Consider the following 17,144-nt stretch of genomic DNA (forward strand, 5'->3'; position numbering starts at 1 on the left):
CGGGCATGATCCTGGCCATCCCCTTTCCCGATATCTCGCCCGAGATCTTTTCGATCGAGGTCGGCGGTTTTTCCTTCGCCCTGCGCTGGTACGCGCTGGCCTACGTGGTGGGCATCATCGGGGGCTGGCGGCTGGGGGTGACGGCCGTGCGGCGGGACCGCTTGTGGCCGGTCGGCGTGAAGCCCTTCGCGCCCGAGCGGCTGGAAGACCTGGTGACCGCCATCATCCTGGGCATCCTGATCGGCGGGCGACTGGGCTTCGTGCTGTTCTACCAGCCGGGCTATTACCTGTCGCACCCGGCCGAGATCCCGATGATCTGGCAGGGCGGCATGTCGTTCCACGGCGGGATGCTGGGCATGGCGGCGGGGGCCTTGTGGTTCGCGCGCAAGCAGGGGGTCCAGGTGATGACGGTGCTGGACCTCATGGCGCTTGGCACGCCGATCGGGCTGTTCCTGGGCCGGATCGCCAATTTCATCAACGCCGAGCTGTGGGGCCGTCCCACCGACCTGCCCTGGGGCGTGATCTTTCCCGGCGCCGCGGCGCAGGATTGCGTGGGCGTCGCGGGGCCCTGCGCGCGGCATCCGTCGCAGCTTTACGAAGCGGGGCTCGAAGGTCTGCTGCTGGGCGGGCTGATCGCGGTCCTGGTCTTCGCGCGCGAATGGACCCGCAAGCCCGGCCAGGTCACCGGCGTTTTCCTGGTGGGCTATGGCTGCGCGCGGATCTTCGTCGAGCTCTTTCGGCAGGCCGACGCGCAGTTCATCACCGCCGCGAACCCGATGGGATACGTCGTACAGATCGGCGGCGCGGGGCTGAGTATGGGCCAGCTTCTGTCGTTGCCCATGGTGGCGCTGGGCGTGGCCTTCATCCTGCGGGCGCGGATGCGCGCATGACGCCGCTGGGCGACATGCTGGTGCGCCAGATCCGCGCGACGGGTCCGATCACCGTCGCCGAGTACATGACGACCTGCCTGCTGCACCCCGTTCACGGCTACTACACCACCCGCCAGCCGCTGGGGGCCGCGGGGGATTTCATCACCGCGCCCGAGATCAGCCAGATGTTCGGCGAGCTGGTGGGCCTGGCGATGGCGCAGGCGTGGCTGGACCGCGGATCGCCCGCGCCCTTCGCGCTGGTCGAGCTGGGCCCGGGGCGCGGCACGCTGATGGCCGACGCGCTGCGCGCGACGCGGGGCGTGCCCGGCTTTCACGATGCGATGCAGCTGGTGCTGGTCGAGGCGTCGCCCGACCTGCGGTCCGCCCAGGCCGAGGCGCTAGAACACTACGCGCCGCGCTGGGTGGATGGGATCGACGCGCTGCCCGCCCTGCCCCTGTTCCTGATCGCCAACGAGCTGTTCGACGCGCTGCCGATCCGCCAGTTCCTGCGCGACGGCGATCTGTGGCGCGAGCGGCTTGTCGCGGTCCGCGACGACGCGCTGGTCTTCGCGTTGTCCGATCCCGCGCCGCTGGCCGATCTGTCGCACCGCTTGGCCGACACCGAACCGGGCGACCTGGTCGAGACCTGCGGCCCGGCCACCGCGCTGGCCGCGCAAATCGGCGAACGGATCCAGGCCCATGGCGGCGCCGCGCTGGTGATCGACTACGGCAGCGCCACGTCGAAGGGCGACACTTTCCAGGCCCTGCGGGCGCATCGCAAGGTCGCGCCGTTGGAGCATCCGGGCCAGGCGGATCTGACGGCGCATGTGGATTTCGGCGCGCTCGCCCGGGCGGCGGGATGCGCGTCGTCGCAGCTCACACCGCAGGGCGTGTGGCTGGAACGGTTGGGCATCACCGCCCGCGCGCAGGCGCTGTCCAAGGGGCTGGGCGGCGACGCGCTTGAGACGCTGATCACGTCGCATCGGCGGTTGACCCACCCCGACGAAATGGGTGAGTTGTTCAAGGTGATGTCGCTTCACGACGCACACGGATCACCCCCCGGATTGGAAGGCAGCCCTGCCGCATGACGCTTGAAATCCTGACCACCGACACGCTGTCGCCCTTCCGTCACGGGTTCTTCACCCGGCGTGGCGGGGCGTCGTCGGGGGTCTTTTCGGGTTTGAACTGCGGCTACGGGTCGTCGGACCAGCACGACATCGTGCGGATCAACCGCGCGCGGGCCGCCGGTGCGCTGGACGTGACCGAGGACGATCTGAACGGGGTGCACCAGGTCCACTCGGCCGACGTGGTGGTGGTGGATGGCCACCATGACGACGGGCACCGGGCGGACGCCCTGGTGACCGGGCAGCGCGGCCAGGCGTTGAGCGTGCTGACGGCCGATTGCATGCCGGTCCTCTTCGCAGATCCGAAATCGGGCATCGTCGGCGCGGCCCATGCGGGCTGGCGCGGCGCGCTGTCGGGCGTGCTGGAAGCCACGCTGGACGCGATGGAATCGCTGGGCGCCGCCCGCCGCGACATCCGCGCCGTGATCGGGCCGTGCATCTCGCAAGGCTCCTACGAGGTGGGGCCCGAGCTGATGGACGAGGTCACGATCGACGACCCGCAAGCGGCCCGGTTCTTCGCCCAGGGCGACGGCGATCGCTTGCAGTTCGACCTGCCGGGCTATGGCCTGCACCGGCTCAGGCAGTCGGGCGTGGGCGAAGCGGAATGGACGCGCCACTGCACCTATTCGGATGCGGATCGCTTCTATTCCTACCGCCGTTCGGTCCACCGCCAGGAAGCCGATTACGGACGCCTGATCGCCGCGATCCGCGCCTGAGCCGCGCCACCCCATTGACCCCGAATGGTCCGCCGCGCGCCCCACTCGCGCCCGATTCCACCTGCATCTTCGACTGAGTGGAACAGCAGACCCTTCGGAGGACCAAGCCATGACCAAACGCCGCTGGTTGAACGCCGCCATCAACGAAGCCGCCAAGCCGCAGCCCGTCAGCGCCTTCTCGCGTCAGGCCCGTCTTGCCCGCGCCCAGGCCGTGCCGGCCGACAAGCCGATCCGCGCCGCCTGAGCCCCGCGGTCCCGACCCGGACCGCCCCCGTTCCCGCCCCAGATCCCGGAGGTCGCCCATGACTGCTCATACGCGTCCGACCCCGTCCGGGTCGGCCTTCCCGCCGTCCAACAAGCCCTGGACCGTGCGTCGCAAGACCGCGCCCACGTCGATCATGCCGCCCCTGTCGCAGCGCTACGACGTGTCCTGGCTGGACGATAACGGCATGGTGGACGATTTCGTGCGCATGGGACCGGCCGTGCCGCTTTTCACGCAAGCCTTCACCGCGCTGGTGCGCGGCGGGATCCTGAATACGTCCGAAGGCCCGGTCGCCGTCGAAGACGTGCTGCCCGGCATGGAGATCGAAACCGCGAGCGGCCCCGCGACCCTGCTGTGGAAAGGCGCGCATACGGTTCTGCCCGGCGCCAAGGGCAAACCGCTGTTCCGGCTGCCGACCGATTCCATGGGTCTCGGGCGGCCCGCGCCCGACCTGATCCTGGGCAGCGCCGCGCGGATCGTGTCCCGCCGGTCGTCCCTGCGCAGCCTGATCGGCGCGGAAGAGGCCCTGCTGCCCGTGGGCGCGTTGGCCGATGGCCAGTCGGTCGTGCAGATCACGCCGATTTCGGCCGTGCAGTGCTTTCACCTGGGCTTCGAGCGGCACCAGACCTTCCGCGTGAACGGGATCGACGTGGAAAGCGTCCATCCCGGGCACCTGGACCCGGCCCTGGGCGACGAGATGCAGCGTCTTTATATCTCGATGTTTCCGCATATCTCGCGGCCCGAGGATTTCGGCGAGCTGGCGATGCCGCGCCTGTCGGACGAGCAGACCAGCACCCTGATCGCCGCCTAGGCCGAGCGCGCCAGCCGATCTTCAAGCACGTCGAAGGGCACGCCGGGCTCGTCCTTGGCGCAGCGGATCACCAGCGACGTCTTGACCGACGCCACGTTCGGCGCGCTGGTCAGCTCGGACGTCAGGAAGGATTGGAAGGTGCTCAGGTCGGGCGACACGCATTTCAGCACGAAATCGACTTCGCCGTTCAGCATGTGGCATTCGCGCACCAGCGGCCAGCTGCGGCACCGCGCCTCGAAGGCCGACAGGTCCGTTTCGGCCTGGCTTTGCAGTCCGACCATGGCGAAGACCTGCACCTCGAACCCGAGGCCACGGGCATCGACCCGGGCGTGGTATCCCTGGATGAACCCCTGCTCTTCGAGCGTGCGGACCCGGCGCAGGCAGGGCGGCGCCGAGATGCCGACGCGGCGGGCCAGCTCGACATTGGTCATGCGCCCGTCGGCCTGAAGCTCGGCAAGGATCAGCCTGTCGATCGCGTCCAACTTGTGCCCGGCCATCTTTGCCCCCGACGTTTGCGTGTCTTTCGTCAGCATTACAGATGACGCAATAATGTTACAAGGGCGCGCAACATTCTTTCGGCGCCTGCCCCCCTTTCGGCACGGCCCGGATCGCCTTATATCCAAGCGACCACGTCTGCAGCATGGGGGAATCGCATCATGGGTAATGCGCGTCACGTCAAGGTTCTGATCATCGGCTCGGGGCCTGCGGGCTATACCGCTGCCGTCTATGCCACGCGCGCCATGCTCGAGCCGGTGCTGATCCAGGGCCTGCAGCCCGGCGGGCAGCTGACCATCACGACGGACGTGGAAAACTGGCCCGGCGAGTCGTCGATCATGGGCCCGGACCTGATGGTCAAGATGGAAGCCCACGCCCGCGACACCGGTGCCGAAGTGGTGTCGGATTACGTGTCCTCGGTCGATCTGTCGAAGCGCCCCTTCACCGCCCGGTGTGACAGCGGCGACACCTATACCGCCGACGCGCTGATCCTTGCGACCGGTGCGCAGGCCAAGTGGCTGGGCCTGCCCAGCGAGGACGCATTCAAGGGCTTCGGCGTGTCGGCCTGCGCGACCTGCGACGGGTTCTTCTATCGCGGCCAGGACGTGGCGGTGATCGGCGGCGGCAACACCGCCGTGGAAGAGGCGCTGTTCCTGACGAATTTCGCCAGCAAGGTGACGCTGGTCCATCGCCGCGACGAATTGCGGGCCGAAAAGATCCTGCAACACCGGCTGATGAACCACCCCAAGGTCGAAATCCTATGGGACCACCAGCTGGACGAGGTGACGGGCACCGACGCCCCCAAGGGGGTCGAGGCCGTGCGCGTCAAGCACGTGAAAACGGGCGCGATCACCGAGATCCCGGTGAAGGGCGTGTTCATCGCCATCGGCCACGCGCCCGCGTCGGAACTGGTGAAAGACCAGCTCGACACGCATCACGGCGGCTATGTCGTGACCAAGCCGGACAGCACCGAAACGTCGATCCCCGGCGTCTTCGCCGCGGGCGACCTGACCGACCACGTCTATCGGCAGGCCGTGACCAGCGCCGGGATGGGCTGCATGGCCGCTCTCGAGGCCGAGCGGTTCCTGGCATCGGTGGGCGAGGATAGCGGCAAGGTCCAGACCGAGCCGCTGGGCTACGGCGCGGAAGTGCCCGCCCAGTAAGCGCAACAATCCGGCAGGACGGCGCGGATCGTTCCGCAAGCGGCGCGTGATCCGACGCGTCGCGCCCATGTCTGGCAGGCGTCTTGCCGAAAATCCGTCTGATCCGATGTTTGTTCTTTTCTGAACAAACTTTTCGTGCCATGCGTCCGGCGTCCAGAACACCCCGAGTCGCCCGTGCCCGCACCCAGCAAACCCACCATGACCGACGCGCAGGAAGTCCTGTTCCGGCTTCTGCGCCAGATCGACATGGCCCCCGCGGCGTCGCAACGCGCGACGGCGGCGGCGGTGGGCGTGTCGCTGGGCCGGCTGAACGCGCAGCTCCGCGCGGCCATCGCCGACGGCCTGATCCGCATCGACGCGCGCGACAGCACCGATCGGCGCCAGCGCGTCGCCTATGGGCTGACATCGAAGGGCGCGGCCGAGAAGGCCCGGCTGATCGACCTGTTCCTGGCCAGGAAGCTTTCCGAATACCACGCGCTTCACGCCGAGCTGACCGGCTCGTCCAGCGTTTCCCGTTCCGCGAATACAAGGATTCACACCATGCAAAACGCCAATCTCACCCCCATCCCCGAGCTGTTCGTGTCCTACGACAGCGCCCAGAAGCTGAAGGCCGAGGCCGGGACGCTGAACAGCCACGATCTGAGCCCGCGCCAGATCTGCGACCTGGAGCTGCTGATGAACGGCGGCTTCGCGCCGCTGAAAGGCTTCCAGGGCGAAGACGATTACAACGGCGTCGTGGAAAACATGCGCACCGCCGACGGCACGCTCTGGCCCATCCCGATCACGCTGGACGTGTCGGAAAAGTTCGCGGAAGCGGTCGAGATCGGCCAAGACATCGCCCTGCGTGACCAGGAAGGCGTGATCCTGGCGACCATGACCGTCACCGACAAATGGGTGCCCGACAAGGCGCGCGAGGCCGCGATGGTGTTCGGCGCCGATGACGACGCGCACCCGGCGGTGAACTACCTGCACAACCAGGCGGGCGCGGTTTACCTCGGCGGCCCCGTCACCGGCATCCAGCAGCCGGTGCATTACGACTTCAAGGCCCGCCGCGACACCCCGAACGAGCTGCGCGCCTATTTCCGCAAGATGGGCTGGCGCCGCGTGGTCGCGTTCCAGACCCGCAACCCGCTGCACCGCGCGCACCAGGAACTGACCTTCCGCGCCGCGCGCGAAGCGCAGGCCAACCTGCTGATCCACCCCGTCGTCGGCATGACCAAGCCGGGCGACGTGGACCACTTCACCCGCGTGCGCTGCTACGAGGCGGTGCTGGACAAGTATCCTTCGGCCACCACGACCATGTCGCTCCTGCCGCTGGCCATGCGCATGGCCGGCCCGCGCGAGGCGGTGTGGCACGGGCTGATCCGCAAGAACTACGGCTGCACCCATTTCATCGTCGGCCGCGACCACGCGGGCCCCGGCAAGAACTCGGCCGGTGAGGATTTCTACGGCCCCTACGACGCCCAGGACCTGTTCCGCGAGCACCAGGACGAGATGGGCATCGAGATGGTGGACTTCAAACACATGGTCTATGTGCAAGAGCGCGCCCAGTACGAGCCCAATGACGAGATCGCGGACAAGGACAACGTCACGATCCTGAACATCTCGGGCACCGAGCTGCGCCGTCGCCTGCGCGAAGGGCTGGAGATCCCCGAGTGGTTCAGCTTCCCCGAAGTGGTGAAGGAACTGCGCCGCACGTCGCCGCCGCGCTCGGACCAGGGCTTCACGGTGTTCTTCACGGGCTTCTCGGGATCGGGCAAATCCACCATTGCCAACGCGTTGATGGTCAAGCTGATGGAGATGGGCGGCCGCCCGGTGACGCTGCTGGACGGCGACATCGTGCGCAAGAACCTGTCTTCCGAGCTGGGCTTCAGCAAGGAACACCGGGACCTGAACATCCGCCGCATCGGCTATGTCGCGTCCGAGATCACCAAGAACGGCGGCATCGCCATCTGCGCGCCCATCGCGCCCTACGGGACCACCCGCCGCGCCGTGCGCGAGGATATCGAGGCGTTCGGCGCCTTCGTGGAAATCCACGTGGCCACTTCGCTGGAAGAATGCGAGCGGCGCGATCGCAAGGGCCTGTACAAGCTGGCGCGCGAGGGCAAGATCAAGGAATTCACCGGCATTTCGGACCCCTACGACGTGCCGAAAAATCCCGAATTGCGGCTGGATACCGAAAGCGTGGACGTGGACAATTGCGCCCACCAGGTTCTGCTGAAGCTGGAAAGCATGGGCCTGATCGCCGCCTGACCTGCACCGACGTCACTATGCGCGCCCCCCGGGGGCGGTGGCCGCAAGCCAAGGGTCACGCGGGGCGCGAAAGCTGTTCCCGGGTGGCGGGCCGATCAAGCCCGACCGGGTCCGGGATTTCCGGCCCGGTTGCCTGATGTCCGGCTCAGTTCGCCAGCGCCGACAAATCCGCGTCGGTGGTGAACAGGTAATCGTCCCCGCCCGCGCCCTGGTGGCAGGCGATGCAGCCCGCATCCGCGCCCTTGCCGACCAGCCCGGCCAGCATCGCGCCCGCCGGGTTCTGGTCCAGCATGCCGTCCGGCAGGTATTTCGCGTAGAACCAGTTCTGGGTGTCGGGATCGTAGCCGTCTTCGCGCTGGAACATCACGGTGACGGCTGCCAGATGCGCGTCGGGCGAGCCCAGCACACCGTCGACCCCGCCCGCCGACGGCGCGTAGTTGCGCTTGACGACCAGGACGCCGGTGTGGTCGCCGACCGTGGCGCCGGTATAGAACGTCTCGAGCATCGCACCGTGGGGATCGACCCCTTCGTAGGGGAACGCCATGATCGTGCTGTCGCCCGCCAGGTTCATCTCGACCATCGCCGACCAGATCTCGGCCGCGTAGGCCTGATCCTCGTCGCCGCCGAACGGCGCCATGTCCTGCGCCAGCGCGGCGGTAGCCAGCAGGGCCGCCCCGCTTCCCAAAAGTATCCTCTTCATCATGAAAACCTCCCTATGCTTGGGCGGCGGCCAATCGATCGCCGCCCGCCCCAGCATAGCAAAGACGCGCCCCCTGCAACCGTGTGTCGCAGGATCGTGACCGGACCGGATCAGCCCGTGAGCCGTGTTTCAGGCGGCGTCGTCCAGCCCGCGGCCCTTCAGAAGCGCGTCGACGCCGGGCATCTGTCCGCGGAACGCGATATAGGCGTCCTTGGCCTCTTGGCTGCCGCCCGCGCTAAGGATGTGCTTTTCCAGGCGCGACGCGGTGTCGGCATCGAACGGTCCGCCCGCCTCCTGGAACGCCGCGAAGGCGTCCGCGTCCATGACCTCGGACCACATGTAGCTGTAATAGCCCGACGAATAGCCGTCGCCCGAGAAGACGTGCGCGAAATGCGGCGTGGCGTGGCGCATCCCGATGGCGTGGGGCATCTCGATGCCGTCCAGCACCTCTTGCTGGAAGGCCATGGGATCTTCGGGCGCTTCGCCCGCATGGAATTCCAGATCAACCAGCGCCGAGCCCACGTATTCGACCGTCTGGAACCCCATGTCATAGGTGTTGGCCGCCAGCAGACGCTCCAGCATGTCCTGCGGCATGGGCTCGCCCGTCTCGGCGTGGGTGGCGTATTTCGCAAGCACTTCGGGCACCTCGAGCCAGTGCTCGTAAAGCTGGCTGGGCAGTTCCACGAAATCGCGCGCCACGCTGGTGCCGCTGATGGACTCGTATGTCACGTCCGACAGCATCTGGTGCAGCGCGTGGCCGAATTCGTGGAACAGCGTGCGCGCGTCGTCGTAGCTCAGCAGCGCGGGCTTGCCCTTGGGCGGCTTGGCGAAGTTGCAGACATTGACGACCACGGGGCGGATGTCGCCCGCCAGCTTCTGCTGGCTGCGCATGGCCGAACACCAGGCCCCCGACCGCTTCGAGCCGCGCGCGAAATAGTCGCCCAGGAAGATCGCCATGTGCTTGCCGTCGCGCGTGACTTCCCAGGCGCGCACGTCCGCGTGATAAACCGGCACGTCGGCGGGCGTGAACTCCAGCCCGAACAGGCGGGTGGCGCAGTCGAAAGCGGCCTCGATCATGCGGTCCAGCTGCAGATAGGGCTTCAGCGCGGCTTCATCCAGGTCGTGCTCTTCGGCGCGGCGCTTTTGCGAATAATAGCGCCAGTCCCAGGGCTCGAGCTCGCCGTTGACGCCGTCGTTGTGCATCATGGCCGACAGGCGTTGCTGGTCTTCGACGGCGCTGGTGCGCGCGGGCTCCCAGACCTTCATCAGAAGATCGCGCACGGCGGCGGGCGTTCCCGCCATCTCCGTTTCCAGCTTGAACTCGGCGAAACTGTCGTAGCCCAGCAGGCCCGCGCGTTCCTCGCGCAGGGCCAGGATCTCGGCCGCGATGTCGCGATTGTCCGTGTCACCGCCATTGGCGCCACGCGCGGTCCAGGCGTTATGGGCGATCTCGCGCAGATCCCGGCGGGGCGAGAATTGCAGGAATGGAACAATCAGCGACCGCGACAGGGTGATGACGGGACCTTTCCGTCCCTTTTCCTCGCCTGCCGCGCGGGCGGCCTGAACCAGGAAGTCCGGCAGACCCTCCAGATCGGATTCGGACAAGTCCATCACCCATTCCCGCTCGTCGGCCAGCAGGTTCTGGCCGTACTGCACGCCCAGGGAGGCCAGCCGCTCGGTGACCTGGGCCAGGCGATCCTTGGCGATCCCATCGAGCTGCGCGCCGCTGCGCACGAACGAACGTCGCGCAAGATAGAGCAGGCGCGCCTGCTCATCCGTCAACTCAAGCGTATCGCGCGCCTGCCATAGCGTTTCGATCCGCTCGAACAGCGCCGTGTTTTGCGACACTTCCGAAGAATAGGCCGAGAGCTTGGGCGAGAAGCTGCGGCTCAGCGCCTCGCGCCGGTCGTTGCTGTCGGCCCCGGCCAGGTTGTAGAAGACCCCCAGCACCCGGCTCAGCACCTCATCCGCGCGTTCCAGCGCCTCGATCGTGTTGGCGAAGGTCGGCGCATCGTCGCTGTCGGCGATGGCCCCGATATTTTCGCGCGCCGCGACCAGCGCCGCGTCCACCGCTTCTTCGAAATGGTCGTCCGTGATGTCGCCGAAGGGCGGCATTTGAAATGGCGTGGTCCAGTCGGCAAGAAGGGGATTGGTCAAGGGGGCGCTCCTGTTGATCTGACCCCAGACCTATGACGCGACGCTCTTCATTGCCACCCCGCGCCCCTGCCCCAGCTTCACCTTTCCGAAAATACCTCGGGGGGCGCGTCAGCGCGGGGGCTGGCCTCCTCCGCAGACGGGGCAGTCGGGACGCCGCTTCAGCGCGATGGTGCGGTGCTCGCCGTGCAGCGCATCGTGGATCGCCATGCCCCCGCGCAGCCCCTGCCCGGCGCCGGTCAGCTCCTTCATCGCCTCGGCCGCCATCATCGCGCCGACGATGCCCGGCAGGGGGCCAAGGACGCCGGCCTCGGCGCAGGTGGACGACTGGCCCGGCGCGGGGGCTTCGGGGAAAATGCAGGCGTAGCAGGGCGTGCCGTCATGGGGCGCGAAAGTGGTGATCTGCCCTTCCCAGGGCGACAGCGCGCCCGAGATCAGCGGGATACCCTGCGCCACGCACGCGGCGTTGACGACCTGTCGCGTTTCGAAATCGTCGCAGCCGTCGATCACCAGGTCATATTCGGCGGCCAGTTCTTCGGAAATATCGCTTGTCAGCCGACGGTGATAGGGACGGACGTTCAGATAGGGGTTGATCGCCGTCATCGCGGCCTCGGCCGAAAAGACCTTCGGCATCCCGATGCGCTTGTCGGTATGAATCACCTGGCGCTGCAGGTTCGACGCGTCCACGTGATCGTCGTCGATCACGCCAATGGTGCCGACCCCCGCCGCCGCAAGGTAGAGCAGGACGGGCGAGCCCAGACCCCCGGCGCCGACCACCAGCACGCGCGCTTCCTTCAGGCGCTTCTGGCCGGTGCCGCCGATCTCGCGCAGGACGACGTGGCGGGCGTAGCGGTCGAGCTCGCCCGGCGCGAACGCGCCCTCGGGCACTTCCTTCGGGCGGTTCTCGGGGCGCACCCGCTTGCGCAGCTTCTGCAGGCCCAGCCGATAGACGAAGAACAGCGCCACGATGGCGCCCAGCACCAGCCATTCGCCGGTGCTGCCGCCCAGCGCGGGGCGCAGCGGGTTCGGAAACAGCGTCAGCGCCAGCACGGTCACGTAAAGCAGGCCCAGAAGGATCAGCCGGGCCTGCGCCGGGTATCCGGCGCGTCCGCCCAGCCACCAGATCAGGATGGCGGCAATCAGGAACAGGATCATCAGACGGTCCCTGTCGAGCCGAAGCCGCCCGCGCCGCGCGCGGTGTCGTCCAAGGCATCGGCGTGCAGGAAGGCGGCCCGCGTCACCGGTGCGACGACCGCCTGTGCTATGCGCATCCCGTGGATGATCGTGACCGGCGTATCGCCCAGGTTGACCATCAGCACGCCGACGTCGCCGCGATAATCGGCGTCCACGGTGCCGGGCGCGTTCACCAGGGTCAGCCCGTGCTTCATGGCCAGGCCCGAGCGGGGGCGGATCTGCAACTCGTACCCGTCGGGCACGGCCATCCGCAGACCCGTCGGCACGAGGGCGCGCTGCATCGGGCCAAGCGTGTCGCCGGTGTCGCGCCGCTCGGGGGGGAAATTCGCCCGCAGATCGGCCCCCGCGGCGCCCGCGCTGGCGTAATCGGGCAGATCCACCGCGTCATCCGCCCAAGGTGCGCGCTGGCAGAGGACACGGACCCGCTCAGTCATCGCCGCGGCCCAGGTGGTCGGCGATGCGCCGGGCGAGCTTGCGCGCAACCTGGGATTTCGTGGCGCGAGGCCAGGTCTCGACGCTGTTTTCGGCGATCAGCGTCACGGCGTTTTCCGTGCCCCCCATGATCCCGGTTTCGGGCGAAACATCGTTGGCGACGATCCAGTCGCAGCCCTTGCGCATCCGCTTGGCGGTGGCGTTCTCGATCACGTTGTCGGTTTCGGCCGCGAAGCCGATGACCAGCGGGGGGCGGCCCTGTCGCATCTGCGCGACACCGGCCAGGATGTCCGGGTTCTCGGCCAGGTCAAGCTGCGGTAGCCCGTCCGCGCCCTTTTTCATCTTCCGATCCGCGGCTTGCGAGACGCGCCAATCGGCTACGGCCGCGGCGAAGATGGCGGCATCGGCGGGCAGCGCGCCCGTGACCGCGTCCTGCATCTGGCGCGCGGTTTCAACGCGGATCACCCGCACACCCGCGGGCGGCGGGGTGGCGGCCGGGCCAGTGACGAAGCTCACATCTGCGCCCAGATCGCGCAGCGCTTCGGCAATGGCCGTGCCTTGCGTCCCGGACGAGCGGTTGGCGATGTAGCGCACCGGGTCGATGGGCTCATGGGTGGGGCCCGACGTGACCAGGGCGTGACGCCCCCTGAGCGACCCGTCCGCAAGCCTGACGGCGATGGCATCGACGATCTCCAACGGCTCGGCCATGCGACCGGGGCCGTATTCGCCGCAGGCCATGTCCCCTTCGCCGGGACCGACGGTGGCGATCCCGTCGGCTTGCAGCGTGGCCAGGTTGCGCCGGGTCGCGGGGTGCTGCCACATCCGCACGTTCATGGAGGGCGCGATCAGCACGGGCGTGTCGGTGGCCAGAAGCAGCGTCGAGGCCAGGTCGTCGCCATGCCCGTTCGCCATTTTCGCCATCAGGTCGGCCGTCGCCGGGGCCACGACCACCAGATCGGCCACGCGGCTCAGCTGGATATGCCCCATCTCGGCCTCGTCCGTCAGGTTCCACAGGTCGGAATAGACCTTGCTGCCCGCCAGCGACGACAGCGACAGGGGTGTCACGAATTCCGATCCCGCGCGGGTCAGAACGGGCGTCACCGTGGCACCCCGTTCGCGCAGGCGGCGGATCAGGTCGAGCGACTTGAACGCCGCGATGCCGCCGCCGACGATCAGAAGGATGTGCTTGGTGTCGAGCATGTTGGCCGCGACCCTAGGCGAGCCACCCCGCCCCGTCCAGCGCGTCAGTTGAAGGCATCGCAGGGGTCCGCGCGGTCCGAGATGTCCACGTCGCTGACCACCCACGCGTCGAACGGCGCGCCGGTCTCGGGGGCGATGTATTGGCCGATCGAGATGACGCTGACCTCGGGCCGCGCGAAGCCCAGGTAGAGCGGCACGCCCCAGTCCCGCCGCGCGTGGCCGTTGCCGGTGATGATCGCCACGGGACCGCCGGTCTCGTCGAGCGCCTGCAAAGCAGCGCGCGCCAGGGTCGCGTCGCGCAGGCGCTGGGCTTCGACCATGCCGGGCAGCATTTCGGACGGAAGGGCGCCGCAATGGGCCTCGTGCTGCAGGTTTTCGCGGGCGTCCTGCTCTTCCAGAGGCAGAGCCAGGTCCAGGCCGAACAGGATCGCGTCCTCGCCCATCGCCTGGGCCGCGCCTTGCGAGACCGCATCCCCCAGCGTGTCGCGGGGAACGCCGCCGCCGTAGAGCCGTGCGCCATCGGCGGCGGCGAAGATCGGCGCGTAGTCCGTGAAATCGGGCCAGCCGCGCTCTTCCCAGTTCAGAGCGTCCGCCAGGGTTTCGGGCGCGGCATCCTGCATCCGCGTCGCAAGGGCGCCCTGGGTGGGTTCGAGCATTTCGAACACGATCGCAGCCGGGGCCATGCGGGCGACCCAATCGGCCTGGTTGGCGTGGTGTTCGGCGATGTCGTGCAGTTCGCCCATGGCGACGATCTGCGCGTCAAGCGGCACCCCGTCGGGCGACATGGGGGCGCCAGACAAAGCCGCCGCCCAGAAAATCGGGGCGGCGGAGGTCAGGAGGATACGGCGGATCACGCCAGGAAGTTGTGCACTTCCGCAGACTGGGTTTCCAGCATCTTGCGCATCTTCTGGAAGGCCGCGGCCTCGAGCTGGCGGACGCGTTCCTTGGACAGGCCCAGTTCGGTGCCAAGGCTTTCCAGCGTGCGGGCCTGGTCGCGCATCTTGCGCTCGCGGACGATGAACTGCTCGCGCTCGTTGAGTTGCGACATGGCATCGACCAGCCAGACGCGCAGCGTGTCGATGTCCTTGCGGTGGCTGACGGTTTCGTCCGCCTGGGCGCTGTCGTCCTCGAGCGCGTCGATCCATTGACGCCCCTCGTCTTCGGTGGATTGCGTCGCGTTCAGCGAGAAATCCGAGCCGGCAAGACGGCCTTCCATCATCTCGACGTCGTGCAGCGGCACGCCCACTTCGACCGAGATCATGTGGCGCATCTGGTGGCGATCCAGCGGCTCGCCCCGCGCCGCGGCTTCACGCTCGAGCCGGGCCTGCACGCGGCGCATGTTGAAGAACAGCGACTTCTGGCTGCTGGTCGATCCGGTGCGGACCATGGACCAGTTGCGCATGACGTAATCCTGGATCGACGCCTTGATCCACCAGACGGCGTAGGTGGAGAAGCGCACGCCGCGATCGGGGTCGAACTTGTCGGCGGCTTTCATCAGGCCAAGGCCCGCTTCCTGGATCAAGTCGTTCATCGGAGCGCCGTACCGGCGGAACTTCGCGGCCATCGAAATGGCAAGACGCATATACGCAGTAATCAGGCGGTGCAGCGACTTTTCACAACGCTCGTCCCGCCAGGCATAGGCCAGACGCAACTCCGTCTCGGCGTCAAGCAACTCGGCTTGCATCGCCCGGCGGGACAGTGTCTGGTCGGAAAATCCATCGAATGCCATCGTCGTATCTCCCCAGATTGAAACATCGGACGGTGCGGTGATTGTTTTTTTACACAGCCCTACAGCCACCAGACGCACGACCCAAAAGAAAGTTCCTGAAGTTTGTTGCCAAATCTGACATTCATCTTAGGTGGCGCTGCCTCGGGCAAGTCCAACTATTCGGAATCGTTGGCGAAAAGGTGCGACATTCCGCGCATATACCTGGCCACGGCACAGGCTTTCGATAGAGAAATGACACAGAAGATCGCGGCCCACAGGCGGTCGCGCGCGGCGGACGGATGGGTCACAATCGAGGAACCCTTGGCCCTGGCCGACGCCCTGGGTCGGGCTCCGGGCGGCGCGCTGGTCCTGCTCGATTGCCTGACGCTGTGGCTGTCCAACATCCTGCTGGCCGAGCGCGATATCGCGGCCGAAATCGACGCGCTGATGCCCGCGCTGGTCGGCCGCGACGCGCCGCTCATCGTGGTGTCGAACGAGGTCGGCGCGGGGATCGTGCCCGAAACGCCGCTCGGCCGCCGGTTCCGGACCGCGCAGGGCGGGCTGAACCAGGCGGTCGCGGCACGGGCCCACCTGGTGGTGAGCGTCATGGCGGGGCTGCCGCTGGCGCTGAAAGGGCAATTGCCATGAGCACGCTCTGGTGGGTGCGGCACGGACCGACCCACGCCAAGGGCATGGTGGGCTGGACCGACCTGCCCGCCGACCTGTCCGATACCGGGCAGTTGCGGCGGCTGTCGGCGCTGTTGCCCGATGCGCCGGTCATCTCGTCCACGCTCAGCCGCGCCGTCGAGACCGCCGACGCGATCCAGGATGGTCGCCCCCGCCTGCCCCACGACCCCGACCTGCGCGAGCTGCATTTCGGCGAGTGGGAGATGCGGCGCCACGACGAGATCGAGGAAGAAGACCCCGCCCACATCCGCGCCTTCTGGGACCAGCCCGGCGAGATCAGCGCGCCCGGCGGCGAAAGCTGGGCTGACCTACAGGCCCGTGTCGGTCGCGCGGCCGACCGGCTGCTGGCCCGCGGCACGGACGTGATCGTGGTGGCCCATTTCGGCGCGATCCTGACCCAGTACCAGCGCGCCGCCGGGCTGACGACGCGCGATGCGTTCGGGCAGAAGATCGACAACCTGTCAGTCTCGGCCTTTCGCTGGGCAGGCTCGGGGTCGTCGCCGCGGGACGCGGATGCCGACCTTGCCGCGGCCAGCAGCGCCGACTGGACCGTCCTGCGCATCAATCACCTGGCGTGATCGCGGATCGCATGGAATTGAATTAGGCAGGACGCGGGGTGACCCGGTAGCGTCGCGGGATGACCCATGAACTGATCCTCGGCGATCCCGCCTATTCCAGCTGGTCCCTGCGGGCCTGGCTTCTGGTCACGCGTTTCGACATCCCGCATCGCCTGCGCTGGGTCGAGCTTTATGCCGACACTCCGCTGGCCGCCCAGATCGCCGCGCCGCCCGCGCGCACGGTGCCGACCCTGCTGTTCGACGGCGGCGCGGTGGCGTCCGACACGATCAGCATCGCCGAAGAGCTGGCGACGCGCTACCCGGATCGCGGCTTCTGGCCGACCGAGCCGCTGCCGCGCGCCATGGCCCGCAACCTGGCGGCCGAGATGCACGCGGGCTTCGCCGCGCTGCGCAACGCTTGCCCCATGTGCCTGCGCACCGCCTATGCCGACGTGCCCGTCAGCGCCGAGGTACAGGTGGATCTGGACCGTCTGGACGTGATCTGGACCGACGCGCTGGCGCGCTCGGGCGGGCCGTGGCTGGCGGGCGACTACTCCATCGCCGACGCGTTCTACGCGCCGGTCGCGGCGCGGATCGCAGGCTACGGGCTGGCGGCGTCGGACGTGGCGCGGGACTACGTGGACCGGCACCTGGGCGACCCGGCCTTCGCCGAATGGCGGGCCCTGGCGAAGGACCGCGGCCCCGACCTGCACGAGGTGCAGTACAAGATGCCCTATCCGCGCCGCCCTTTCCCGGATAGCCTGCCGCGTTAACCATTCCTAAACCTTCGCCGCGGTAGGGCTGTTAACCATGGTTAAC

At 67.9% G+C, this 17,144-nt stretch carries 18 protein-coding genes; 10 read left to right on the forward strand and 8 right to left on the reverse strand.

Going from position 1 to position 17,144, the window contains the following annotated elements; translation table 11 throughout:
• The first annotated feature begins 5 nt into the window (after nt 1–5).
• The 5 genes from lgt to ILP92_RS00235 all read left to right on the forward strand — a co-directional run bounded on the left by lgt (nt 6) and on the right by ILP92_RS00235 (nt 3,782).
• On the forward strand, nt 6–890 hold the full coding sequence (gene lgt / locus ILP92_RS00220) for a prolipoprotein diacylglyceryl transferase (protein ID WP_198914356.1): 885 nt from the start codon (nt 6–8) through the stop codon (nt 888–890).
• Nucleotides 887–1,957: a class I SAM-dependent methyltransferase gene (locus ILP92_RS00225; RefSeq protein ID WP_198914357.1), complete on the forward strand. Its 1,071-nt coding sequence runs from the start codon at nt 887–889 to the stop codon at nt 1,955–1,957. Before lgt ends, ILP92_RS00225 begins: the two co-directional genes overlap by 4 nt.
• Complete coding sequence (gene pgeF, locus ILP92_RS00230) at nt 1,954–2,709, forward strand: peptidoglycan editing factor PgeF (protein ID WP_198914358.1); 756 nt, start codon at nt 1,954–1,956, stop codon at nt 2,707–2,709. Before ILP92_RS00225 ends, pgeF begins: the two co-directional genes overlap by 4 nt.
• A 109-nt stretch (nt 2,710–2,818) precedes the next feature.
• Nucleotides 2,819–2,953, forward strand: coding sequence for a hypothetical protein (locus ILP92_RS18665; protein WP_268968465.1), 135 nt, complete (start codon nt 2,819–2,821; stop codon nt 2,951–2,953).
• Between the two features lie 58 nt (nt 2,954–3,011).
• Nucleotides 3,012–3,782, forward strand: a complete 771-nt coding sequence (locus tag ILP92_RS00235; protein WP_198914359.1) for a Hint domain-containing protein — start codon at nt 3,012–3,014, stop codon at nt 3,780–3,782.
• Here the strand turns inward: ILP92_RS00235 and ILP92_RS00240 are convergent.
• A complete protein-coding gene (locus tag ILP92_RS00240; protein ID WP_198914360.1) occupies nt 3,779–4,279 on the reverse strand; it encodes an Lrp/AsnC family transcriptional regulator in 501 nt (166 codons plus the stop codon). The two genes, ILP92_RS00235 and ILP92_RS00240, sit on opposite strands and share 4 nt — an antisense overlap.
• A 159-nt stretch (nt 4,280–4,438) precedes the next feature.
• Here ILP92_RS00240 and trxB point away from each other — a divergent pair, with 159 nt between their 5' ends.
• A complete protein-coding gene (gene trxB, locus ILP92_RS00245) occupies nt 4,439–5,440 on the forward strand; it encodes a thioredoxin-disulfide reductase (protein WP_198914361.1) in 1,002 nt (333 codons plus the stop codon).
• 198 nt (nt 5,441–5,638) lie between these two features.
• Nucleotides 5,639–7,693, forward strand: coding sequence for a bifunctional sulfate adenylyltransferase/adenylylsulfate kinase (locus ILP92_RS00250; RefSeq protein ID WP_198914362.1), 2,055 nt, complete (start codon nt 5,639–5,641; stop codon nt 7,691–7,693).
• Between the two features lie 145 nt (nt 7,694–7,838).
• Here ILP92_RS00250 and ILP92_RS00255 read toward each other — a convergent pair whose 3' ends face one another.
• The 7 genes from ILP92_RS00255 to ILP92_RS00285 all read right to left on the reverse strand — a co-directional run bounded on the left by ILP92_RS00255 (nt 7,839) and on the right by ILP92_RS00285 (nt 15,102).
• The gene (locus tag ILP92_RS00255; protein ID WP_198914363.1) at nt 7,839–8,396 is read right to left on the reverse strand and encodes a cytochrome P460 family protein; all 558 of its coding nucleotides are present in this window, start codon (nt 8,394–8,396) and stop codon (nt 7,839–7,841) included.
• 126 nt (nt 8,397–8,522) lie between these two features.
• Entirely contained in the window at nt 8,523–10,550 is a 2,028-nt protein-coding gene (locus ILP92_RS00260; RefSeq protein ID WP_198914364.1) for a M3 family metallopeptidase, read from the reverse strand.
• Nucleotides 10,551–10,658: 108 nt separating this feature from the next.
• A complete protein-coding gene (locus ILP92_RS00265) occupies nt 10,659–11,702 on the reverse strand; it encodes a HesA/MoeB/ThiF family protein (RefSeq protein WP_198914365.1) in 1,044 nt (347 codons plus the stop codon).
• Nucleotides 11,702–12,175 (reverse strand): dUTP diphosphatase, encoded by a 474-nt coding sequence (gene dut / locus ILP92_RS00270; protein ID WP_198914366.1) that lies wholly within the window; start codon nt 12,173–12,175, stop codon nt 11,702–11,704. Before dut ends, ILP92_RS00265 begins: the two co-directional genes overlap by 1 nt.
• Nucleotides 12,168–13,373 (reverse strand): bifunctional phosphopantothenoylcysteine decarboxylase/phosphopantothenate--cysteine ligase CoaBC, encoded by a 1,206-nt coding sequence (coaBC, locus tag ILP92_RS00275; RefSeq protein WP_198914367.1) that lies wholly within the window; start codon nt 13,371–13,373, stop codon nt 12,168–12,170. The genes dut and coaBC overlap by 8 nt, the downstream gene beginning before the upstream one ends.
• A gap of 44 nt (nt 13,374–13,417) precedes the next feature.
• A complete protein-coding gene (locus ILP92_RS00280) occupies nt 13,418–14,158 on the reverse strand; it encodes a ChaN family lipoprotein (protein WP_198914368.1) in 741 nt (246 codons plus the stop codon).
• Between the two features lie 65 nt (nt 14,159–14,223).
• On the reverse strand, nt 14,224–15,102 hold the full coding sequence (locus ILP92_RS00285; protein ID WP_198914369.1) for an RNA polymerase factor sigma-32: 879 nt from the start codon (nt 15,100–15,102) through the stop codon (nt 14,224–14,226).
• 105 nt (nt 15,103–15,207) lie between these two features.
• Between ILP92_RS00285 and cobU the strand changes: the two genes are divergently transcribed.
• Genes cobU through ILP92_RS00300 form a run of 3 tightly spaced genes read left to right on the forward strand, consistent with a single transcriptional unit; the run spans nt 15,208 to nt 17,098 of the window.
• Nucleotides 15,208–15,729: a bifunctional adenosylcobinamide kinase/adenosylcobinamide-phosphate guanylyltransferase gene (gene cobU, locus ILP92_RS00290; protein ID WP_368667814.1), complete on the forward strand. Its 522-nt coding sequence runs from the start codon at nt 15,208–15,210 to the stop codon at nt 15,727–15,729.
• A complete protein-coding gene (locus tag ILP92_RS00295; protein ID WP_198914371.1) occupies nt 15,726–16,346 on the forward strand; it encodes a histidine phosphatase family protein in 621 nt (206 codons plus the stop codon). Before cobU ends, ILP92_RS00295 begins: the two co-directional genes overlap by 4 nt.
• Nucleotides 16,347–16,405: 59 nt before the next feature.
• Nucleotides 16,406–17,098: a glutathione S-transferase gene (locus ILP92_RS00300; RefSeq protein WP_198914372.1), complete on the forward strand. Its 693-nt coding sequence runs from the start codon at nt 16,406–16,408 to the stop codon at nt 17,096–17,098.
• Nucleotides 17,099–17,144: the final 46 nt, after the last annotated feature.

The sequence above is a fragment of the Palleronia pontilimi genome (genome assembly GCF_016412875.1).
GTDB classification, from domain to species: Bacteria; Pseudomonadota; Alphaproteobacteria; order Rhodobacterales; family Rhodobacteraceae; genus Palleronia; species Palleronia pontilimi.

Excerpts from the sequence above, each read along its gene's own strand:
- ILP92_RS00235 (WP_198914359.1), top strand. The coding sequence starts at position 3,012 with ATGACTGCTCATACGCGTCCGACCCCGTCCGGGTCGGCCTTCCCGCCG.
- ILP92_RS00240 (WP_198914360.1), bottom strand. The coding sequence starts at position 4,279 with ATGGCCGGGCACAAGTTGGACGCGATCGACAGGCTGATCCTTGCCGAG.
- ILP92_RS00300 (WP_198914372.1), top strand. The coding sequence starts at position 16,406 with ATGACCCATGAACTGATCCTCGGCGATCCCGCCTATTCCAGCTGGTCC.
- ILP92_RS00285 (WP_198914369.1), bottom strand. The coding sequence starts at position 15,102 with ATGGCATTCGATGGATTTTCCGACCAGACACTGTCCCGCCGGGCGATG.
- ILP92_RS00255 (WP_198914363.1), bottom strand. The coding sequence starts at position 8,396 with ATGATGAAGAGGATACTTTTGGGAAGCGGGGCGGCCCTGCTGGCTACC.
- dut (WP_198914366.1), bottom strand. The coding sequence starts at position 12,175 with ATGACTGAGCGGGTCCGTGTCCTCTGCCAGCGCGCACCTTGGGCGGAT.
- ILP92_RS00225 (WP_198914357.1), top strand. The coding sequence starts at position 887 with ATGACGCCGCTGGGCGACATGCTGGTGCGCCAGATCCGCGCGACGGGT.
- ILP92_RS00280 (WP_198914368.1), bottom strand. The coding sequence starts at position 14,158 with ATGTCGCCCGACGGGGTGCCGCTTGACGCGCAGATCGTCGCCATGGGC.
- ILP92_RS00250 (WP_198914362.1), top strand. The coding sequence starts at position 5,639 with ATGACCGACGCGCAGGAAGTCCTGTTCCGGCTTCTGCGCCAGATCGAC.
- lgt (WP_198914356.1), top strand. The coding sequence starts at position 6 with ATGATCCTGGCCATCCCCTTTCCCGATATCTCGCCCGAGATCTTTTCG.
- coaBC (WP_198914367.1), bottom strand. The coding sequence starts at position 13,373 with ATGCTCGACACCAAGCACATCCTTCTGATCGTCGGCGGCGGCATCGCG.
- ILP92_RS18665 (WP_268968465.1), top strand. The coding sequence starts at position 2,819 with ATGACCAAACGCCGCTGGTTGAACGCCGCCATCAACGAAGCCGCCAAG.
- trxB (WP_198914361.1), top strand. The coding sequence starts at position 4,439 with ATGGGTAATGCGCGTCACGTCAAGGTTCTGATCATCGGCTCGGGGCCT.
- ILP92_RS00295 (WP_198914371.1), top strand. The coding sequence starts at position 15,726 with ATGAGCACGCTCTGGTGGGTGCGGCACGGACCGACCCACGCCAAGGGC.
- pgeF (WP_198914358.1), top strand. The coding sequence starts at position 1,954 with ATGACGCTTGAAATCCTGACCACCGACACGCTGTCGCCCTTCCGTCAC.
- ILP92_RS00265 (WP_198914365.1), bottom strand. The coding sequence starts at position 11,702 with ATGATCCTGTTCCTGATTGCCGCCATCCTGATCTGGTGGCTGGGCGGA.